This window comes from Colwellia polaris (genome assembly GCF_002104515.1).
Taxonomy (GTDB): domain Bacteria; phylum Pseudomonadota; class Gammaproteobacteria; order Enterobacterales; family Alteromonadaceae; genus Cognaticolwellia; species Cognaticolwellia polaris.
The window spans coordinates 241,293-262,596 of sequence record NZ_NBOE01000001.1; the positions used below are offsets into that span (position 1 = coordinate 241,293).

General features: G+C 33.9%; 20 protein-coding genes and 1 tRNA gene. 9 read left to right on the top strand and 12 right to left on the bottom strand.

Annotated features, from left to right (window positions below; genetic code table 11):
* The first annotated feature begins 39 nt into the window (after positions 1-39).
* Genes B6A32_RS01075 through B6A32_RS01085 form a run of 3 tightly spaced genes read left to right on the top strand, consistent with a single transcriptional unit; the run spans position 40 to position 3,828 of the window.
* Positions 40-1,179: a Gfo/Idh/MocA family protein gene (locus B6A32_RS01075; protein WP_085300912.1), complete on the top strand. Its 1,140-nt coding sequence runs from the start codon at positions 40-42 to the stop codon at positions 1,177-1,179.
* Between the two features lie 23 nt (positions 1,180-1,202).
* Entirely contained in the window at positions 1,203-2,948 is a 1,746-nt protein-coding gene (locus B6A32_RS01080) for a sodium:solute symporter family transporter (RefSeq protein WP_085300913.1), read from the top strand.
* Between the two features lie 16 nt (positions 2,949-2,964).
* On the top strand, positions 2,965-3,828 hold the full coding sequence (locus B6A32_RS01085; RefSeq protein WP_085300914.1) for a hypothetical protein: 864 nt from the start codon (positions 2,965-2,967) through the stop codon (positions 3,826-3,828).
* Positions 3,829-3,996: 168 nt separating this feature from the next.
* Here B6A32_RS01085 and B6A32_RS01090 read toward each other — a convergent pair.
* Positions 3,997-4,072 (bottom strand) — tRNA-His (locus B6A32_RS01090).
* Between the two features lie 214 nt (positions 4,073-4,286).
* Here B6A32_RS01090 and B6A32_RS01095 point away from each other — a divergent pair.
* Entirely contained in the window at positions 4,287-4,835 is a 549-nt protein-coding gene (locus B6A32_RS01095; protein WP_085300915.1) for a DUF1285 domain-containing protein, read from the top strand.
* 1 nt (position 4,836) lies between these two features.
* Here the strand turns inward: B6A32_RS01095 and hemN are convergent, their stop codons facing one another.
* The 5 genes from hemN to B6A32_RS01125 all read right to left on the bottom strand — a co-directional run bounded on the left by hemN (position 4,837) and on the right by B6A32_RS01125 (position 9,816).
* A complete protein-coding gene (gene hemN, locus B6A32_RS01100) occupies positions 4,837-6,207 on the bottom strand; it encodes an oxygen-independent coproporphyrinogen III oxidase (protein ID WP_085300916.1) in 1,371 nt (456 codons plus the stop codon).
* 205 nt (positions 6,208-6,412) lie between these two features.
* Complete coding sequence (locus B6A32_RS01105; protein WP_085300917.1) at positions 6,413-6,919, bottom strand: DUF2489 domain-containing protein; 507 nt, start codon at positions 6,917-6,919, stop codon at positions 6,413-6,415.
* 9 nt (positions 6,920-6,928) lie between these two features.
* Positions 6,929-7,501 (bottom strand): Der GTPase-activating protein YihI, encoded by a 573-nt coding sequence (yihI, locus tag B6A32_RS01110; protein WP_085300918.1) that lies wholly within the window; start codon positions 7,499-7,501, stop codon positions 6,929-6,931.
* 667 nt (positions 7,502-8,168) lie between these two features.
* The gene (locus B6A32_RS01120) at positions 8,169-8,702 is read right to left on the bottom strand and encodes a VOC family protein (protein WP_085301511.1); all 534 of its coding nucleotides are present in this window, start codon (positions 8,700-8,702) and stop codon (positions 8,169-8,171) included.
* Positions 8,703-8,853: 151 nt separating this feature from the next.
* A complete protein-coding gene (locus tag B6A32_RS01125) occupies positions 8,854-9,816 on the bottom strand; it encodes a M61 family metallopeptidase (protein WP_085300920.1) in 963 nt (320 codons plus the stop codon).
* 103 nt (positions 9,817-9,919) lie between these two features.
* Here B6A32_RS01125 and B6A32_RS01130 point away from each other — a divergent pair, with 103 nt between their 5' ends.
* From B6A32_RS01130 to B6A32_RS01140, 3 genes are read left to right on the top strand one after another with little or no spacing between them, the layout of a single operon-like run.
* Complete coding sequence (locus B6A32_RS01130) at positions 9,920-10,564, top strand: hypothetical protein (protein WP_085300921.1); 645 nt, start codon at positions 9,920-9,922, stop codon at positions 10,562-10,564.
* Positions 10,565-10,575: 11 nt separating this feature from the next.
* Positions 10,576-11,070, top strand: a complete 495-nt coding sequence (locus B6A32_RS01135; RefSeq protein WP_085300922.1) for an ImmA/IrrE family metallo-endopeptidase — start codon at positions 10,576-10,578, stop codon at positions 11,068-11,070.
* Between the two features lie 9 nt (positions 11,071-11,079).
* On the top strand, positions 11,080-12,207 hold the full coding sequence (locus B6A32_RS01140; RefSeq protein ID WP_085300923.1) for a beta family protein: 1,128 nt from the start codon (positions 11,080-11,082) through the stop codon (positions 12,205-12,207).
* Here B6A32_RS01140 and B6A32_RS01145 read toward each other — a convergent pair.
* Positions 12,204-12,962 (bottom strand): sce7726 family protein, encoded by a 759-nt coding sequence (locus B6A32_RS01145; RefSeq protein WP_085300924.1) that lies wholly within the window; start codon positions 12,960-12,962, stop codon positions 12,204-12,206. The genes B6A32_RS01140 and B6A32_RS01145 overlap by 4 nt on opposite strands.
* 24 nt (positions 12,963-12,986) lie before the next feature.
* Positions 12,987-14,783 carry a M61 family metallopeptidase gene (locus B6A32_RS01150; protein ID WP_085300925.1) on the bottom strand — a complete coding sequence of 599 codons (1,797 nt, stop codon included), beginning with the start codon at positions 14,781-14,783 and terminating at the stop codon, positions 12,987-12,989.
* 317 nt (positions 14,784-15,100) lie between these two features.
* Between B6A32_RS01150 and B6A32_RS01155 the strand changes: the two genes are divergently transcribed.
* The gene (locus B6A32_RS01155) at positions 15,101-16,096 is read left to right on the top strand and encodes a plasmid recombination protein (protein WP_085300926.1); all 996 of its coding nucleotides are present in this window, start codon (positions 15,101-15,103) and stop codon (positions 16,094-16,096) included.
* A gap of 130 nt (positions 16,097-16,226) precedes the next feature.
* On the opposite strand, the gene B6A32_RS01160 is transcribed toward B6A32_RS01155, so the two are convergent.
* From B6A32_RS01160 to B6A32_RS01175, 4 genes are all read right to left on the bottom strand, one after another.
* Positions 16,227-16,904, bottom strand: a complete 678-nt coding sequence (locus B6A32_RS01160; protein ID WP_085300927.1) for a PEP-CTERM sorting domain-containing protein — start codon at positions 16,902-16,904, stop codon at positions 16,227-16,229.
* Between the two features lie 19 nt (positions 16,905-16,923).
* Entirely contained in the window at positions 16,924-17,253 is a 330-nt protein-coding gene (locus B6A32_RS01165) for a hypothetical protein (protein ID WP_085300928.1), read from the bottom strand.
* 13 nt (positions 17,254-17,266) lie between these two features.
* The gene (locus tag B6A32_RS01170) at positions 17,267-17,632 is read right to left on the bottom strand and encodes a hypothetical protein (RefSeq protein ID WP_085300929.1); all 366 of its coding nucleotides are present in this window, start codon (positions 17,630-17,632) and stop codon (positions 17,267-17,269) included.
* Between the two features lie 156 nt (positions 17,633-17,788).
* Complete coding sequence (locus B6A32_RS01175) at positions 17,789-18,364, bottom strand: ECF-type sigma factor (RefSeq protein WP_085300930.1); 576 nt, start codon at positions 18,362-18,364, stop codon at positions 17,789-17,791.
* 89 nt (positions 18,365-18,453) lie between these two features.
* Here B6A32_RS01175 and B6A32_RS01180 point away from each other — a divergent pair, with 89 nt between their 5' ends.
* Complete coding sequence (locus tag B6A32_RS01180; RefSeq protein ID WP_085300931.1) at positions 18,454-21,300, top strand: serine/threonine-protein kinase; 2,847 nt, start codon at positions 18,454-18,456, stop codon at positions 21,298-21,300.
* Positions 21,301-21,304 lie beyond the last annotated feature (4 nt).

Here is a 21,304-nt window from a genome sequence, read left to right on the forward strand (position 1 = left end):
ATTGTGGGCTTTGATTAAACATAAAAACAGGATTAATACATGAGTAATAAAATTAAAGTATTAGTGCATGGCACTGGTTTTGCTGGGCAAGGGCACACAGACGCCTTTAGATATGCCGGCGCTGAAGTGGTGGGTATTGTTGGTAGAACCAAGAGCGTGGTTGAACAAGTTGCTAAAGACATGAGTATTCCTTATGCCGGCACAAATTGGCAGCAGGCGTTAGAAGAGTGTAAACCTGATGTGGTGTCGATTGCTACACCGGGTGGCGCACATGTTAAGCCGATAGAGCAAGCAATTGAATTTGGCTGTCATGTTTTCTGCGATAAGCCATTAACACAAAGTGGTGCAACGTCAAAAGCGTTATACCAATTAGCTCAAGCTAAAAATGTTAAAACTGCTTTCGCCGCAAGTTTTAGGTATATGCCAGAAATACTCCATGCGAAAAAGCTTGTTGCTGAAGGAGTTATAGGCGAACCGCTTGAAGTTGAATGTATTTCTCATTTTAATTTAGAGCGTGATATTCCCTTTGGCTGGTCGCATCGAAAAGAAGAGGGTGGTGGACGACTGAATAATAACTTTACTCATATGATGTCGATTGTTACTTCGGTCGTTGGCGAGAAAATTTTATCTATTATGGGTGAGGTTCGTGACGATTTAGGTAAAGCGCCGATTGTGGAAGGTGTGCACAACTTTAAAACTCGACGTGACTTTATTCCCAAGGATTTAAACGATGCTTCACTGCAGTGGGGAGAATCAAATGTTGAGTGGTCGTATAACGTATTAGCGCAATTAGAGAGTCCATTTGCTGAAAAGCCGGTTTCTGTCATGTTTAAACATGGCGGGTTGCATCCACGCTTTAACGAAGATCACATTGTATTTTATGGTAGTAAAGGTGCAATTTATATTAAGGGGCATTACGGTGCAGGGCCACTGTATATATACGGCGATAATAAAGAATGGCAGGAAGTACCATTACCTGCAGAAATTGCAGCAGATGTGCCTAATGTTGAAGGTGATACCGAAAGAAACTGGCGCTACCTTATTCGTGAATTAGTGAAAGACATTAAAGGTGAAACTGTGCCGCCTTACCAAACATTTAAAGAAGGCAGTCAATATCAACAGCTTATTGATTTAATTCGTAAAAATGACTACTGGGTTGATGTCAGTCATCTGCAATAAATTTAAGCCGAAAAGGTAAGCTCATGTTTTATGATTATTTGGTAATCGCAGGATACTTTACCCTCATTATGGGGATAGGCTTTGCTTTTAAAGGTATGGCTAAAAACTCAACCAGTGACTACTTTCGCGGTGGCGGGAGAATGTTGTGGTGGATGGTAGGTTCAACCGCCTTTATGGCGCAGTTTTCTGCCTGGACCTTCACCGGGGCAGCCGGTAAAGCATACACAGATGGTTTTGCTATGAGTTTAGTATTTTTCGCCAATACTTTTGCTTACTTTTGCGGTTGGGCATATTTTTCACACCGTTTTCGTCAAATGCGTGTTGATACACCAACCGAAGGCATAAAACGTCGCTTTGGCCAGCAAAATGAAACGTTTTTTTCATGGGCATTAATTGTGTTTAGTGTGATTAATGCCGGTGTTTGGCTGAATGCGCTGGGTGTGTTCTCTAGCGCGGTATTTAATGCTGATATTACGCTTACTATTATTATTACTGGTTTAACAGTGCTATTTGTTTCAGTACTTTCTGGGGCATGGGGAGTTGTAGCATCAGACTTTGTGCAAACGTTAGTCGTTGCTGTAGTTTCTATTGCTTGCGCGATTGTCGCCTTAGTTCAAGTAGGCGGTCCTGTTGAAATGGTAACCCAATTTCCGTCTGACTTTATGATGGGTCCCGATATGAACTATGGTTTGTTATTAGTTGGCACTTTTGTTTTCTTTCTAGCTAAACAAATGATCACCATTATGAATTTGAACGACTCCTTTCGCTTTCTAAATGCAAAAGACTCTGACAACGCTAGAAAGGCGGCTTTACTGGCCATGGTATTAATGGGGTTTGGTAGTATTATATGGTTTATACCGCCTTGGGTTTCGGCCATTTTGTATCCTGAAGCGGCCGCTGCATTTCCAGAATTAGGTAACAAAGCAGCTGATGCTGTGTACTTGGTATTTGCTCGCAATACTATGCCAATAGGAACGGTAGGCTTGTTATTAGCCGGACTTTTCGCTGCTACCATGTCATCAATGGACTCGTCTTTAAATAAAAACGCCGGTATATTTGTGCGCAGTATTTACCAACCATTATTGGCGAAAAAAAATAAAGTTATTGATGATAAGCACTTATTAAAGGTTAGCCGAGTTGTTAGTTTCGCTTGTGGTATTTTGGTGATCTCGGTGGCGTTATTTTTTAAGTCACTTAAAGAATTAAGCTTGTTTGACTTAATGATGTCGTTATCAACCATGATCCAAGTACCGCTGCTTATTCCGCTTATTTTTGGTTTGTTTATCAAGAAAACACCTAATTGGGCGCCATGGGTTACCGTCGCTTTAGGCTTGTTTATCTCGTGGTTTATGATGAATGTATTAACACCACAAGTATTCGCTAATTGGTTAGGCTTAAATGAACTAACTCGAAGAGAATCAGTTGATATGAACTTAATGCTCACCATAGCCGCACACTTGATTTTTACCGCAGGATTTTTCTGCTTAACCACTTTTTTTTATAAAGCCGAGCATGACGAACATCGACAAGCGCGAGAAAAATTCTTTGTTGATATTGAAACCCCAGTCATTGCCGATAACGAACAAGATGATTACGACCGTAAACAAAGAGACAAGTTAGGTTCTATGGTGCTGTTAATGGGCAGCGGCGTAACATTTATGGCGTTAATTCCCAACCCATTATGGGGTAGGGGTATGTTTGTCGCCTGTGCTTTGGTGATTTTAGCCGTAGGTGTTTTTTTGAAAAGAAGCGCTAAACCAATCGCTTAATTAAAGAGATAATATAATGTTTGCAAAAATTAACTTAATAGCAATAGTCTTCATCTTTTCTACTACGACTATTAGTTGTACTGCAAAGCATAAAACGCTTAACAGCACGGTAAGTAAAGTAAAACCTGCCGTGGTGTTAACTCATGGTATTGACCAATCTGCTGGCGGTGTTGCAACTTACATAATAACAACGAATAACGCGACTTATTATTTGGAAAAACAAGGTGGCGGTTTATCAAGCATGGAAGATATTGAAGGTGTTGATTGGTTAGGGTTTAACAACACTAAAGGTTCCGGCCACAAGGGTGAATATCGCGGCTTTCCAAATGCTATTCATAAGCAGGACGGTAATTATTTTCATGCGCTTAACGCCGGCACCAATTTATCGACTTCTGAAGTTAATATTGAATCAGAAAAACACGTTCGCATTACTTTTACATCAGGTAATAAAAAGTGGCAAGGCCAATGGGATTTCTACCCTGAGCGTTTAGATTTTACCATGAGCGAAGTTAGTGCAGGCTATAAATACTGGATACAATACGAAGGTGTGCCTTATGGGGAAATGGATAAAACCGACTTTTGGTTTAGTGCGAGTGACAACAAAGCTCATGCCATCAACGAGCCATATTTGGCTGACTTACCAAACACTGAATGGATAGCGTTCGGTGATATAAAAAGCCCAAGAATGTTATATATGTTGCACCATCAAGACGATGAATACCCAGATAATTACGTAAGTAGACCTGATATGACTGTCTTTGGCTTTGGTCGAAGTAATAAAGATAAATTCTTAGATACGCCTCAACGATTTTCTCTTGGTTTTATTGAATCATCTGAATATGAACAAGTAAAAGTAACGGTCGAGAAAATTATGCTGTAAATAGCGATTTGATAAGTTATTTCTTTCGTCGATATTTTAGCAGCACTAGGCCGCGCTTTAGATATTATAAATAAAGCAAGTAAAGCACTAATAATTGGTTGAGTTTTATTTGAAAATACTGATAATTGTCTTTAATTATGTATATATGACAAGGTATTAATAGAAGAATGGGGTGGCTAAAGGGACTTGAACCCTCGACAACCGGAATCACAATCCGGGGCTCTACCAACTGAGCTATAGCCACCACTGATATTACTTGAAGCGCCCAGTGACAAGGCGCGAGGATTGTATTGCATTTTATAGTGATATGACAAGTGAAATATCACATTTAGATCGTTTTTTTTGAATTTTTGTCGAGTATTGTAATATTTTTTGCTCGGGGACCCGTTATTCCGTTATTTTAACTTTTATCTGTAACTTGCTAATATGAGTTATAGCCATTTAATAAGATAGCCATTATGTCATTAGAAAAAATTTCAACACAAATTTCAAACGCTCAGCAGGGTAATGTTAAGAAAATGCCACCTGTTGAGTTATGGGATCCGCCTTTTTGTGGTGATATAGACCTAGAAATAAAATCGGACGGTAGCTGGTTTTATAATGGTAGCGTTTTTAAGCGTTTGTCTTTAGTTAAGTTATTTGCATCGGTATTAAAAAAAGAAGATGAAAAATATTTTTTGGTAACGCCGGTTGAAAAAATAGGCATAAAGGTTGTTGATGCACCATTTATTTTAACGCAATGGCAATGGATCGATGAAGAAAAAACCCGTATGCAAGTCACTACTAATTTAGACGATAGCTTTATATTAAATGCAGAACACCCTTTAGATATTGCAGAAGATGGTGCTTTATACGTTACGGTTAGACGAAATTTAAAGGCCAAGGTACATCGTAATGTTTATTATCAATGGGTAGATTTAGCCAAAGAAGATAAAAATGAGCAGGGCACTGAGTTGGTGTTTTTCAGCGCCGATTGTCGGTTTATTTTAGGCAAACTAGAAGATTAAGTTATATCACCCGAGAAAAGCGTTGCTGATTTAGTTTTTGCTTTAGGTTGGCATCAAAGCTCATGCAAATGTTTCGTATTAATAATCGAGCTTTTTGATCTACACGAATATTATTTTGTGTATTGCTGAGTAAGCCGTCATTAATAAAAGGCTTAAGCAGAGGTAGATCTTCAGCGAAGTATTGGTCAAAATCAATTGAATATTTTTCATTAATTTTATTTTTGTTGATAGACATATTACACATTAATTCACGAATAACTTCGCCTCGAATAATGTCATCTTGAGTGAGTTTTAACCCTTTTTCATGTGCATGCGCGTTTGCATCAATTGCTTTATAATAGTTCGGTAGTTCTTTGGTGTTTTGGCTTAAGCTATTTCCAATAGCGCTTATTGCTGACACACCTAAACCGAGCAAGTCGCCACCGCCTTTGGTGGTGTAGCCTTGAAAATTTCTGTGTAAATTCCCTTCTTTTTGAGCGATAGCTAACTCATCTTCCGGCTTGGCGAAGTGATCCATTCCGATAAAGTCGTAGCCAAAGTCACAAAGCTTTTCTATGGCAAGTTTCATTAAAGCAAACTTCTCATCTATGCTTGGTAGCCATTCATCTTTCAGTTTACGTTGAGCAGCAAACCGGGAGGGCATATGGGCATAACTAAAGAGTGAAATGCGATCAACGGCCATTTCATGTGCTTTGTTCAGTGTACGGGTGAATGTTGCTATATTTTGATGTGGTAAACCATAGATTAAATCAATATTAATCGACTTGAAGCCAACGTGCTTGGCATGAGCAATAAATTTCTCTATAAATTCGGTTGATTGCACTCTATTAATGGTTTGCTGCACTTTTTCATCGATGTCTTGCACACCAATGCTTAAGCGATTAAACCCTAAACTATATAAATGTTCGGCTAAGTTCATTTCTATTTCACGTGGGTCTATTTCAATACTCATCTCTACTTGCTCAGAGAAGGTAAATTGCTCTTTTAATAACACAACTAATTTGGTTATTTGTTCGTGATTTAAGAAACTAGGCGTACCTCCACCCCAATGCAGTTGTTTAACGGTATAGTTTTTAAATAAAGGTGCTTTTGCGATAATTTCTTTTGCAAGAAATGCTAGGTAGGTGTCAGCTTTATCTCTGTGGCGAGTAACGACTTTATTGCACCCGCAGTAATAGCAAAGGCTATGACAAAAAGGAATATGAACATACAAGGATAACGCTTGATTTGGGGATGCTTCAATAGTTGAAACTAAATCACTATATTTGAATTGTTCAGTAAATTCTAACGCGGTTGGGTACGAGGTATAACGCGGCCCACTGGTGTTATATTTTTTTAGTAAGGCATTATCGAAAAAGTTATGGGTTTGCATAAGAGGGCCAGTTTATCTATTTTTCGATATTATAAATAAACTCGCTTCTCAAACATTGATCGAGCGCAATAGTGCATGCTTTTTTGAGAAAAAAAAGCTACTCATAGTGTAAATATATGAATAGCTTATTGTAGTACGTTCAAACTTAAATTTTGAGCTTTTTATACTATAGTAACTAACAGGTGCTTTAAGTAAATATTGCTATTTAAATGGTAGTTTTTGTTTCACTTAGCATACTATTTCGTTCATTGGCGTATTGATGTAATAGCGCTATATCTTGTCGAATAGCATCTGCCATTTCAGCTTCGAGTTTCATGCGCTCAAAATCTAGTTTCATGCGTGTTTTTTTATCAAGCTTTTTACGCGCTGCTAAAATTGGCATATGCTTTATAGCTTCATAAAATGTAAATATAGCAGGAAACTGCACACTTAAATCTTGGCTTAATTTTAATGAGTCAAGTAAAACGCTTAAGCGCCAACAGCCTTCTGCGATATCGCATTGCTCTTCTTTCATCGCGCGAACAATGATAATAACGCTAGCTATTATTTTTTTGTCATGCTGTTGCAAAGCTTGTTGCTGAGCTATTTCTTTTTGCTTTTGTGCCAGTGTTTGCTGTTTTAACTGTCGCAATAGTTTTACGGCTATGGCGGCTAATACTGCAATAATAACAAAAGCCAATAATGCAAGGTAAACCCATGGATTTGATAGCATTGATGTTACCTATTCAAATTTGGTTAAATCACTATTATTAAATTTGTCCCATAGATCATCTTCTGAGTCTGATTTTTTAGGCTGTGCTACAACATCATCTTCATCATCTAGGCCTAACGCATCACTGATTTTTTCGTGTTGTTCCATTAGGGTATTATAGTAGTCAATTTCTTCTGATGATAAAGCTATGTCATCATCTTGTTTTTCAAGAATCTCAAGCAATCTTGGATCTTGCTCAATGCGACTTAATTGATCTGCTAATGACTCGCCTGTTTCAACTGCGCGGATGCCTGCGATAGGGGAGTTATCTTGCACTTTCTTCGCTGGTTTGGTTTTTATTGGCGCACTAATCGGCTTACCTAAATCGATAGGCGTTTTATTGCCAATACGAGGATCTTTATGCTTAGCAGAAGTTTGGCTTTGAGTAACTTTTTTCGTGGCTTCTTTTTGACGGTTACCCGCTTCGTTACCATTAGATTTTTTTGCTCTACGCGGTTTTGGTTCGACTAATTTTTTTTTGTCATCTTTTAGGATGCCAATAGAACCTGTGCCCGGTTTGCGTGATTTTTTCGTACGAGACATAGTAATAACTTAAAATAATGAACAATTAGGTTTATTTTACGACATTCCGCACTAAACAGCGATAGAAAGAAAAAAAGCGACGTAAATAACGTCGCTTTTTGAGAAAATGCGGCAATTGCCAACATATAAATCCCGATTCTTAAGTGGCTGTCCTAGCCTTTTGTTACAGTCCCTGTGAGTTTAATAATTTCTAATATTATTTTTTATTATTATCGTAGCACTTTATTTTATTTTTATCGGTCATCCTGACACTTTCTTGGGCTATCCTTTATGTCTAATATAGACAAAATATTCAATGCTTTCCCTAAGCAGTAGTAAACCATCCCTATTGTAAATATTGTTCTGCGTTAAATAACGCTTACTTGCTGTCCGTGCTGTGACTATCCATTTTGTTAGTTGCTATCTACGTAGCTGCCCATACTTTACGTGAGTTTCGACAAGCATCAAGTGCTTTTTTTCGTTTTTTTACTAACTCAAAAGCTAAAACTCAGCAAGTCTTTGTTTTTAAGTGTAATAAAATTGTTAAAATATGTAATTTATTTTTTATTAATTTCTATTTTATGGTCAATGTCTTACAAAAAAGCTTACTTTGAAGGGTAATTTGTTTGCAAGCCTTACTTACGAAGCTCTTCGTTATTAAGGCTTGTAGCAATGTTCTGGTTAAAATTTAGTCGTTTAACTCATGTAACCAAGCGGCATGTGTTGGTGCTTTTTTAGTTTTTGACCATTCTTCTACCATCAGTGGAGCGACCCGTTTAAGTTCAGCATATTGCTCTTTTGTACCAATATTGGCTGCTAACTCTAAACGATGTCCATTTGGGTCGAAGAAGTAAATTGATTTAAATACACCATGATTTACCGGGCCTAATATATCTATTCCCTGTGACTCTAAATCGTTTTTTGCTGAGATTAAAGCGTCTAAATCTTCAACTTCTAGAGCGATATGTTGTACCCATGTAGGTGTGTTTTCATCGCGACCCATGTCAGGAGAATTTGGAATTTCAAAAAATGCGAGTATATTGCCCATGCCTGCATCTAAAAATATATGCATGTAAGGATCAGGCGCCTTGGTTGACGGCACTTCATTTTCTGCAATCGCAACCGTCAGTTCCATGTTTAAATGTTTTTGGTACCAGTCGACAGTTTCTTTGGCATCTTTACAGCGATAAGCCACGTGGTGAAAGCGTTTTAAATTAATCATAGGGTTAGCACTTAAATTATAAGTTGAGCGAATATCGGATAAGTTAATTTTTACCATAACTCGATAATTCGCCCTAATTTTCATTCCAGTTTAGCAGCAAGAAGTTGTCAGTTTTTGCGTACGCTTAAGTTTACAATAACTTATTAAGAGCTTAGCCTTGAGGAATAATAGCTTGCCATAGCTTAGCTAAACTCTCGTCGACAACGTTAAAAGCTATGCCTGCTAAAGGTGAGTCGATAATGGTTATTGTCGATTTTAAAAGTTGATCGTCTCTAAAAAAGTGGCAGTTTAGTTCACTATTTTCAGCTTGATGATCAAATATGGCTTGTATTGATTGTTCGGTAACTTTGACATGATCAACGGCAATAAGTACATCGTTAACCGCAATGCCAGCTTTAGCCGCAGGTGACTCTTCTAATACTTGGGTAATGGTTAAACCAAAAGGCTGTGCCTTATATTGTGCGCCTAAATAAGCATGAAAGTTTGTAGCAGAAGTTGTTTCTACACTGTTTAGTTTTTTAAACTTATGCTTTTGTAGTTCAACGCCAACTTTAGCTAACTCGGCTGTTAGATCAATACGTTCAGTGCTATATAAGTGGTGTTTAAATGCTGCTGTAATATCTTCGCCACAAAGTAGGTTGGCTATATTAATAAAGTCTTCTTCGCTAGTACCAACATTCGTCCGCCCAAAATGTATCCATAATTCTCGCATTAAGGTATCTAAGCTGTATTGGTTATTAGATTTTTCACGAATTGTTAAATCTAACCACAAAGCGATGAACGCTCCTTTAACGTAATAACTTACTATGTTGTTTACGGCGTCTGGGCCTTGTTGATAAAACTTGGTCCAGGCATCAAAACTAGAGGCCGTGATGCTTTGTTTTAACTCACCTACTCCGCGACTAATGCGTGTAGCTCCTTTTGCCAAAATAGTTAAGTATTCTTCAAAAGTAATGATGCCGGTGCGATAAAGTGCAAAGTCATCGTAATAAGAGGTTATGCCTTCAAAAGCCCATAACTGTTTGGTATAGCTTTCTTGTTGTAAATTGTAAGGAATAAATTCTTTTGGTTTTATACGACAAACATTCCAAGCATGGAAGTATTTGCCATACATTTAACCAAAATAAAGAAATTATAATAATTATTATATTTTAATTAGTTAAATAAATCGTTAATATCAATTATTAGTGGATATAGGCTTTAATACAGTGACGTATATGACAATAAAAAATCAAACTCTCCAAATAGCAACAACTTTCATTTTATTATTTATTACTTTTCAATCATTTGCATTTGAGCAAAAATTACCAAATAAAGTTATCCAAGAAAATCCAATTACAAATATTGAAAAAAATAATAATTTCGATTCTGTATTCCTTAATAATTATATTCATGAAAATAAGGTGACAACAGAGCAATTAGCAATTCAGAGTACTGAAATAAAGCATCTACAGAATAATTTTAATAAGCAAGTAACTAAAAACGAAGGCCTAGAAAATCAAATATTGTCGCTTAAAAAACAGCTATATCAAGTAAAGTCAAATGTAGATGCAAGTGATAATAGTAGCAGTATTGCTAGTGTATTATTAACGGCCGTAGCCGTTATAGTTACCACTCTTGGGGTTATAATCGCGGTTATAACTTTTATCGGTTACAAGGATATAGTTCAAAGAGCGGAAGATAAGGCTAGAGAAATTACAGCTTCTTTAATTAACAAAACAGCAAATGATGAGATGACTAGACTCATTGACAGTGGCGCATTTGAATCTCATATAACTCAGGCTGTTGATAGAGTTGTATATAAAGATTTATATGCAGATGAAGAACTTACAAATGACGATGACACTAGTGTAAATAAATAAGGCAAATTTTTATGAGAACATCTCAAGAGTGGAATCAATTAAGTGATCAAAATAAAGAATTGATAATTAGCTTTCAACAAAATTTTCCAATCCCTGTTGGTGCTATTGCTAAAAAATTAGGAATAATAGTTAAAAAGTCCACTTTACCTGCGGGTATTTCTGGTGAAATTAAAGAAGAAGACAATGTTTGTATTATTCGAGTGAATAGACATGATGTTAAAGCTAGACAACGATTTACTCTTGCTCATGAAATAGCGCATTTTTTACTTCATAAGCACTTACTAAGAGATGGCATCACTGATGATATTTTATATAGATCAAACCAATCTGATGCAATAGAAGCACAAGCAAATCGACTAGCTGCTGATTTAATTATGCCACCAAGTTTAGTCAATCAAGCTATGAATATTTATCAAGATAAAAAAGATGAACAAAAATATGAACTGATAGCTCAAGAAGCTGAAGTATCAACGGTTGCTTTGAAGATTCGATTGGGTAAAAAATAGGAGAATAACTTGTTTCTTGAAATTGAAAATAAAAATTTTAAATATATTCCTATTTTAGCTATTAAACCTGCTGAAATGTCAGCTTTAGAGGAGCTACCAGAAAAAGATAAAGACATATTATTACCTTTGTTCTCTTTAAAAGGCTGGGCAGGCTCTAAAAAATTAAAAAACACACCAGAACGTATATCTAAAGCTTTTGGAACGAAAAACTGGATAGCTGATATAGATCAATCTTTTATCAAAGATAAAACTAAATCAGCGGATGGAGAATACCCTAGAGAGGTTTACCATCAAATTGAGGAGTTGCTTGATCCGAATGATGGTTACTCCAATTGGTTTGAATATTTAAAAGAGTTACCAAATGCTATTCCTTGCTTGCAGCTCGGAGATGAAAAGGTTATTAGTGAACAAATTCAGAAATTGACTTCTTTAGATAGAGGATTAGTTACTAAATTTGACTTTAATTTCATTCAATCAGAAGTTTATATAGAAATTTTAAAATCTATAGCTTCTGAAAACTATGAAGATAACTTAGTTATTTTTGATTTTGAAGAAGTGACTGTTGATACGGTAAATTCAGCACCGTTAATTGCTTCTGTAATTCAAGAAGCTCACCTTATACTCCCTGACGCATTGTTTGCGGTTTCTGGCACATCATTTCCTAATGGGTTTGCAAATCAACATTTAGGTGAAAACCCTATAAGAGAAAGACAGCTCTTTCAAAAAGTAATTAATTTATGCGAAGGTATTAGGTTCGTATACTCCGATAAAGGTAGTGCAAAAGCAGAACAACAAAATGGTGGAGGTGGTATCCCCCCTTATCCAAGAATAGACTACCCATTAAAAAATGATTGGAGATTTGTAAGACATGAATTTGATGATCCATATGATATTCAAGATGGCGAAAAAATCGAATTATATAAAAAGGCTTCTATTGAGTTAATGGGGATGGATTATTGGATTAAAAATTTACACCTTTGGGGAACTCAACTTATTGAATTGACAGCCAAAGGCGATAAAATGGGGATTAGTAATCCTATGAAGGCTACAGCCGTAAGAATTAATATACATCTCCATCAACAACTTCATTATGATGTTATTGAAGTTGTAGATACAGATGAAGATTGGGAAGATTAAACTGTAATAAGTGTTTGATTTAATTTATACAGTTTCTTAACTTTTGGGTCTTTTTTTAGTTTGTTTTCCCATTCATTCCACAATTTTTGTTGATTGATTTTATTTGTTTTTTCGTTTTTTCTTTCTTCAATATAGTGGCTGAGATGTATGATATCTTGAGGTGATACATTCCTATTTTTCACTTCATCCCAAAATTTTAGGTTAGTCGAAAGATACCTAGAAGAAATACTAGTTAGTACAGCTTCCCTTAAATTATGAATTGAACTTTGTAGTAGTTTTTCCTCAAGGTGTTTTCGATTTTTTGCTGAAATATCAATATTTAGCTTTTTACTTAATTTTAATAACTCATTAGATTTTAATAAATTAATTAATTTTTCTTTATTCTGATTTTTTTCAACTTTACCGCGTTGTTTTATTAAGAATTCATTATTCTTTACTTCCCAAACACTTACATTGCTAGGAACTAACTGAAGTGTCGCACCTACATGTTTTGATGCGACAATGATTACAACTTTATCGAAATACTCTAAATATTTTTCAACTTGCCCTTCTAATCGATATAAAGAGTCAGCTTCACTTTTTATTTCATACCCAATAATTTTTCTATTATCAATGGTTATTAAATCAGCTCTTCTAGATAGGTTATCAAGAGTAAATTCATTAATTATAGATACACTTTTATCTAAACCATCATGATTAATTAAATGGTTTATTAATAGTGCTTTGATATCTATTTCTAATAGTTTTTTATTCATATTTTATATTTTAATTTATTAAAATTATTTAATACTATTCCAAAATTTTACTTTTTCTTTATCGAATATATTTAATTGAGTTAACTCGTTAATTGGCAACGTAAGAAGTATGCAAGCATTATATAATTCACCATTACGAATATAAGTAATATTATATTCTTTATTTAATGCCAAGCTATTAATAACATCAGAAAAGTTTCCTTTACTCACTACAATATTATCAATAGCAATAATATTATCTTGAACGCTAATTCCTGCTTTTTCGGCAGGTAAATCTTCTAACACCTGAGTTACTTCTATACCTAATTTAGCTTCTTTAAACATAAAACCGATAAATGGAGTATGGTTGTCTGTTGAAATTTCTAATAGTGAATTAGCTTTTGACGGTACTTTTTCAAGCTTTACGCCAAATTCAGCCAATAAATCAGTAAGTGGAACTGGTGATTTATCATTTAATAAATGATTAAATTCTTGCGTTAAATTTGTTTGAGTTAATTCATTAACGATATTAATAATGGTATCTAATTGAGTACCTTTATAATCAACACCTTTATTAATAAATTCAGCCCATAAAGTACGCATTACATCATCTAATGATTTAGTTGCATTGGTGGTCTTGCGAATGGTTAAATCGAGCCACAGAGCGATTAACGAGCCTTTAGTGTAGTAACTAACAATGTTATTAGTTGCATCAGCCCCTTGTTGATAAAATTTTGTCCATGTGTAGAAACTGGATTCAATTAAATTTTGTTTTAATTGACCTTTACCACGGTTTACACGGCTAATAGTTTTACTTTTCAGCTTTAAATAATCTTCAAATGAAACAATACCAGTTCTGAATAAACTAAAATCATCATAATATGAAGTAATACCTTCATATGCCCAAAGCTGTTGAGTGTAACTTTCATTATTTAATGAATATGGAACAAATTCTTCAGGTTTAATTCTGCAAACGTTCCAATTATGAAAATATTCATGCGAAATTAAGCTTAATAAAGTTTTATAACCATCGGATAATTCTTCAGGCTTATTTATATTCGGAAAATCAAACGTTGAACATAATAATGCCGTAGAGTTTTTATGTTCTAAACCACCAAAACCATTAGGTAAAATATTAGTTAAAAACCAATATTCTTTAAATGGTGGTTTACCACCTGTATTTTTTTCAAATAAATCTATATGGTGCTGACAAAGCTTAGTTGTATCTCTAACCAACCTTTCCGTATCAGCATAATGTTTACCATTTAAAATTAAATAATGAGTTGTTCCTGCAACCTCAAACTCTAGGTGAGTAAAATCACCAATTTCTACAGGACAATCGATTAACTCGGCATAATTATCACTTTCATAAATACCAAAGCTATAAAGCGATGTTGTACTCGTTCTCTGTAAACCTGTTGCTACTTTCCATGACTCTGTGAAGCTTGGCTTTATTAAGTTTACTTGATGCTTATTATTTTGAAATTCATTAACAGATATAAATAAGCTTGTACCATTAAAAAATGCTCTATTTTGATCTAAATAAGCGGTTCTAACTGAACTATCAAATGCATAAACTTGATACTCAATAATGCATTCATCACCATTAGTTTCAACCGACCAGTTTTGTTTATCAATCAGTATTATTTCTAAATTATCATTACCTTTTTTGGCAGCAAGATTAATAATGTTTTTAGAAAAATCGCGAACCATATAAGAACCAGGGATCCATGCAGGTAAAGATAAATTTAAAACTGATTGTGGATGTTTAGGTATTTCAACTCTTACATTAAATATATGTTTATTGGCATCATCAAAGTGAACAGAATATTTTAAAGTCATTTTTATTTTCTTAGGCTTTTAATTTTATTTACTAATTTTATGACTTAATCATACATGATTTTAATAGATATAAATGCCAGTTAAATTTATCAGTTAATAAATAAACCATTAGCTAATCACTTTAATAGGGTTTGCTAGTTCTAGCTCTAGTAAACCCAATTTTTTACGATAAATTTTAATTATGTAGAAAGCGTACATATTTTTTAAAAACATTTTTCAAATGTGTACTCACTACACTTTTTTCAAAAGTTATTCGCTCACGTTGTGAGTGAGAAGGAGAGAAAGAAGAAAAATATAATTAAAATTAAGGTAAGAAAATGAAAACTATAAAAACAATAATAAGAACAGAAAAAATAAAAACCATTCAACAGCTTCACAATGTTGGTGCTCATAATAATCGCTTAAAAGATGTGCCGAATGCATCACCTAACCATGATATTAAAAGGCTGATAGGTACTACGAATTTAGTATTTGATGTTAAAAAATATTTAGAGAAACATGATTTATCAATAGGTGGTTTACGAAAAAATGCAGTGATTTGTAATGAATTACTGTTGACGCTTTCACCAGAATATTTTGATGAGAACGAACTAGATTTTAAAAATAAATTTAATAAAAAAAACACGTTAGACTTTATTAAAAAAGCTAAAGATTTTTTGATAAATAAATACGGAAATAAATTAGTGCATTTATCGGTACATTTAGACGAATCGACACCTCATATTCACGCTGTTGTCGTACCTACATACTTAGATAACGTTTCAGGTAAACACAAGTTAGCAGCTAAAAGGTTCTTTGATAGATCAGATTTACAATTACTTCAAAAAGAGTACTGCGAAACATTTAAATCAATTAAAGAATATAAATTTTCATATCAAGAAAAATCAACTGCGAAGCATCAGGATTTAAAATCTTTCTATAAAAACCTTGATGATACAAAAAAAGCGTTAACTGTTGAAGCTGTAGGCTTAAAGCAGAGAGTTCAATTATTGGAAAACAAAAATAAAGCTCTAATACAAGAAGTAAAATCTAGTTTTATTGAAAAAGTAAATTTAACAGATGAGCTAATTACAGAACAAGAAAAAGTAATAAAGCTTGAGAGCTTTATTACTAAAACATTGATGATAGTAGAAAAAGTCGCTCCGCTGATTATTAATAAGTTACGGAATATATTTATAAAAAAAGATAATAATTTTTTTAATAAATATTTAGATAAAAAAAGAGCAAATAAAAAAGAGCATAAGAATACAGTTAATAAAAGCGAACAACCTAGAAACTCTATTATTAAACCTAAGTCAAAGCCTAGCGACTAATTATTATTTCGAAGCACACTGTTTAAGTGTGCTTTTTTATTCTTTTGATTCATCATATTGAATCTTATTAATTATTTAAAAGTGGCATAAGGCATTACGCTAATAATGCTTTTCTAGGAAAAGCTTAACTTTATTTGCTGAATTTACGTGAGGCTAAACCAAGTAGTCCCATAGCAAAAATAACTAACGTAGAAGGCTCAGGTACTTCTAAAGAGTCCTGTAATGAGTTTTTAACTAATAATGTACTATAAGAATCATACCCAAGATTTCTTATACTATCGAAATTTCCATTATCTCTTAATAAAATATCATCAGATACGCCTAAATGAAGCGTATAATTTCGATATTCTACATATGAAAGTCCATCTGCACCTTCAAAAAAACCATAGGCTTTAAATGCTTCACCAGAGCCATAAGGAGATGCTTTGTTATAGCCTATTAGTTCAAAAACACCATCAAATACACTTTCGGTTTTGGCATCATTATTCTTATCACGAGCAAGAAATTGACCATCACCGTATCTATCAGGTGTTTCTATATCAGCTTCAACACCATCTAAGTTAGCAACATTTGCCCACATGACATAAACTTCATCTACTGTTGGTAATCTCCAACCTTCATAGTCACCATCAGTTGATAACTGACTTGAAATAAAACTAAAAGACTGTCCGTTATTAACACCAAAATCCATCCACTCAAGTGATGTGGTTGAATCGATAAAACTGTCACGGTCTGTATCAGTAATTAACCCTGCACTAGCATTAAAGCAAGAAAAAACAAAAGCCATTCCCCAAAATAAATTTTTCATATTAATACTTCCTTTGTAGCTACAAATTTAAACCAGTAATTTTGAACTCACCGTCAACTTTTTCTACAACAATTGGCATAGACATCTCTTCTTCACCAAGCATAAATAGAAACTTTTCTTCCGATATTTTTTTTATTTCTTCGCCACAATTAGCTTTTTTACGCGCTGATTCTGTCAAATATGGAAAGTTAACAAGTTTTGAATCAGTGCTTAGTTCGCTAAGAGTTTCAGTATCTATCTTTTTAAATGCTTCACAATAATCAGCTATAACTGTTCGAGCATTATCTTCTGGTGTGCTGCAAGCTGAGAGTAAAATAACGGCAAACAGTGAAAACGATCTAAATTTCATTTGAATTTCCTTCTTAATCAACATCAACCACAAAATATGAACCGTCAACTTTCTCAATATCCATATTGAAAACTCCACGTTCAAAATAAAATTTAGTTCTTTCTTTTTTAGGGACTGATTTTTTTACTTCACACGACATGCGATCAGATAGGGTTGCCCAAGAATCTGGATTATCGTCAACTTCTTTTTTAAGCTTTTTCAAATCATTTTTATTTAGCATCACTTCAAGTTGTTCAAAGTTTGCATCAAGCATCTCTTCACACGCTTTACTTGCAAAGTTTTCGATAGTTAAAGTAGATAGCTGTTCTTTTGTTTGAAGGTCACTACAAGCAGAGAGAGATAATGCCAATATCGGCAAAGTTAATAGCATCTTGTTCATTTTAAAATCCATTCCACAATTCATAAATAAAGTAAATGTATGGAAAAAACAGGACGGATAAAAGACACGTATTTCTAGTCGAAAACACGTAAACTTTTTTTAATTTTTATTGGAAGGTATCAACTCTATAATTTTAGAAGTGAGCTGATGTTTAACTTAAGCTGTTTGTAGGTTCAGGATCCAATTTTTAGAGAACTTTAAATCTTTATCTATTAAGCTTTCTGAAACACTTTGTAAATTCGCAATTTCTTTGTTTTTAAAGCCTAAAAAATATCGCATTTGAAATGTTTCGGCTTGCCTAGGGTGCTGTTTAGCTAATTTGCTCAAGCCCTGTTCAATAGAAATATAATTTAAATATTCAACTGTACTTGAATCTTCTTGGTTGCCAAGTTTGGGGGCTTCTTTCTGTGTTCTTTTATCTGCGGTCAGTTTTCGATAATGATCAACTAAAATGTGTCTCATAATTTTACTAACTAACAGAAAAAACTCTTTGCTATTTTCAGCATCTATCTCATTTTTAGCCGTTAATTTCAAAAAAGCTTCATGCACCAAAGAGGTTGTTGAGTGAATAACATCGTCAACATGGTTAGTATCATCTTGATATTTTATTACTTTTTTTCTTGTTTGAGATGCAATAAGCTTAAATCTATCGTAAGTAAAAGAGAACAGTTTGTCTTCTGAGTGTTTATGCCCTTTAGACCAATCTAATATGATACTTGTTAATGCTTCCAATGCTTACTCCTACTAGATGACAACCTATCTTTAGTATTACAATATGAAACAATAGCTTAAATTAATTTCACTAGGAAGCCAAAAATAAAATGTTCACGGAAGACTTATTTGAATTATTTAGTGAATACGAATCGCTTCCTGAGACTCAAAAACCAGCGTTTTTAGCTGAGTTAAAAGCGCAATATCCTGACAAAGCAGAACAATTAAAACTACTAACCCAAGATAGTAATGACTTTACTGAGCACTTTTTAGAAAACATTTCTAGCTATAGTGAAAATATGGCTATACCAAGTATTAGTGAGGGTGATAATTTTGGTGTTTATACCATTGTAAAACCTATTGGTTCTGGCGGTATGGGACAAGTTTATTTAGCCAAGCGTAATGACGGGTTAATTGAACAGCAAGTGGCTATTAAATTTCTTCACCCTGCGTTATATCAATTAAATTCAACGCAAACCTTACTCAACGAAGCACAAGCATTAGCCTCATTAAATCATCCTAACATTGCCACTGTTTTAGATGTTGTAAAAATGCCTGATGGGATAATTTACATGGTGATGGAATATATTGAAGGGTGTACGTTAACCGAATATCTCGCGAAAAATAATTTATCTGTAAAAGAAAAGCTCAACCTCTTTTTGACCATTGCTGATGCCGTACAAGAAGCGCATTCACAACGTATTATTCATGCAGATATCAAAGCCTCAAATATTCTGATAAACCATAAAAATCATCCACAGTTAATTGACTTTGGCATTATGCAATTTGTCGGGAGTAAGGAAGAAAAATCCAATACCTTTATTAATCAATATTTGTGTGCCATGACGGTGAATTACGCAGCACCAGAGCAATTACAAGGTCAACCAGCGAGTATTCATAGTGATGTATATGCTTTAGGAGGATTGTTATATTTTATCCTGTCAGGTCAAACACCTTTTGAAGAAGTAGGCGGCACATTACCTGACAAAATTAAAGCAATTACAGAGCAAGAAATTCCGCCCTGCAAAATAAGCCAAAAGCTAAAGTTTAGACAAGACATTAATTGGGTATTATCAACCTGTTTAGCAAAACAACCAGAGCAACGCTTTAGATCGGTAGAAGCTCTATATTTAGAATTAAGTTATTATCAAAACAATCAGCCATTAAGTACAAAAAACTCGTTATTTTATAAATTAGTAAAATCATGGCAACGGCATAAAGTAACTTATGTATTAAGCCTTTCTGTCGTCATACTTATTATCACGTTTACCAGTAAAGTTTGGTACGACAACATAAAAATCAAACAATCGTATCAAGAGTTAACTCGGTCTTATATAAATCAGTATACAACGCTGCAAGAGATTACAAATCAATCAGATGTTATTGAACTACCTTCATCAGAATCCATACCACTTAATTTGTATATTAAGCTAGCCTTTCAAAAATACGATTTAGAAGTGGGAAGCAGTGCTGTTAATGGTTTGCAAACTATGAATCAACTAAAGCTATTGTTACTTGAAAATAAATTTAGTGATGACAAAACTTTACATCTAGTGGAATATCGCGCATTTCTAGTAAAGAACAAGGTTATTAATTCAGATGAAATGATTAAAGCCTTCAGACGAAGTTTTAACGATATATTAGTGCGTAACGATTTAACGCCAGAAGAAAGAATAAATATTATTTTTGTCACCATGAATTTAGGGAAGTTACATTACGTTAAAATCAAATTGAAAAAGGAATTAGAACAACTTGATAAAACACTTATTGTAGAAGCACTATCGCCGTCAGAAAGTATTAAATACAACCTAATAAAAGCATTTTATTTTAGTGATATTGCAACTAATATCAGCATTAACCCAACAAATTTTAGCCAAAAGGCGTTAGCTATAGCGGAAAAACATTCGGATGAAATCCCTTCAGAACTCTATTTAGTAACGCTGTACCTTAATGTTAAAACAATAGAAAAATATCAAGGATTCAGTATTGATTATTTTAAAATGGTTCAAAAGTCACATATCTATCTGTCTAAGGTGAATTTTAGCGTTGATAATAATGGAGTAATGAATTTATATTCGAGAATTAATCAAACACTGCTTTTTGATCAATTTAAAAGTTTTCCTTTTACGAATATTGAAAACTCTAAACTAAAAGAAGACAAAACGTCTAGTATAAGAGAGGCGCAATATTTGTTTATTACGGGTCAGTATGAGCAATCAACGGAAGCATTTGAAATAATAAAGAATCAAGTTGTTGAAGAAAATGGCGTTAAAGGTTTTGAGATGATTAACCTAGAGTCAAATATCATCGAGTTAAATTTAAAAAAAGGGGTAATTGGCGAGTCTTTATTACTTATAAATGAAACCTTATTACCGCATTACATAAAATATGAATCGGATAATTCAAAAGCTTCTGCGATGTTAAAGTTCTGTGTTCCACTGAGTTATCATTTAGCAAAAGAAGAGCTAGATAAATTTTGTAAGCAACCCTACTTGTTAACGAAATCAGCTTTAGGTGAAAAGAACTTCTGGACAGACTATACCTTAACTCAATTAGTATGGTGGTACGGTTTAAACTCGTACAGTGAGGGTGAAAAAACTCATGTTAAGCGATTAGAAAACATCTTACCCAATAGTTCACATCACTTGAAAATTCAGCAACTAGAATCATTAATTTATTACTTTATTAATCGTAATAATGTGGTAAAAGCTAATATTTATCTTGAACTGTTAGATACAACCATCAAAGACTACGCTGGCAATTCATATATCGTCCATATCGACCGCTCTAAAATATTCAGAGCTGAAGTAAAGGTATTAGAAAGCCATAAAGAGTCAGCAGTTGCATTACTTAAAGAGGTTTCGAATACCGTGTGCCAGTATGCACCTAAAAACTACCTTAGAATGCATTTAAACCAAGTGGCAGACAACGTTGGCATAATTGATATTTGTTTTTAGATAA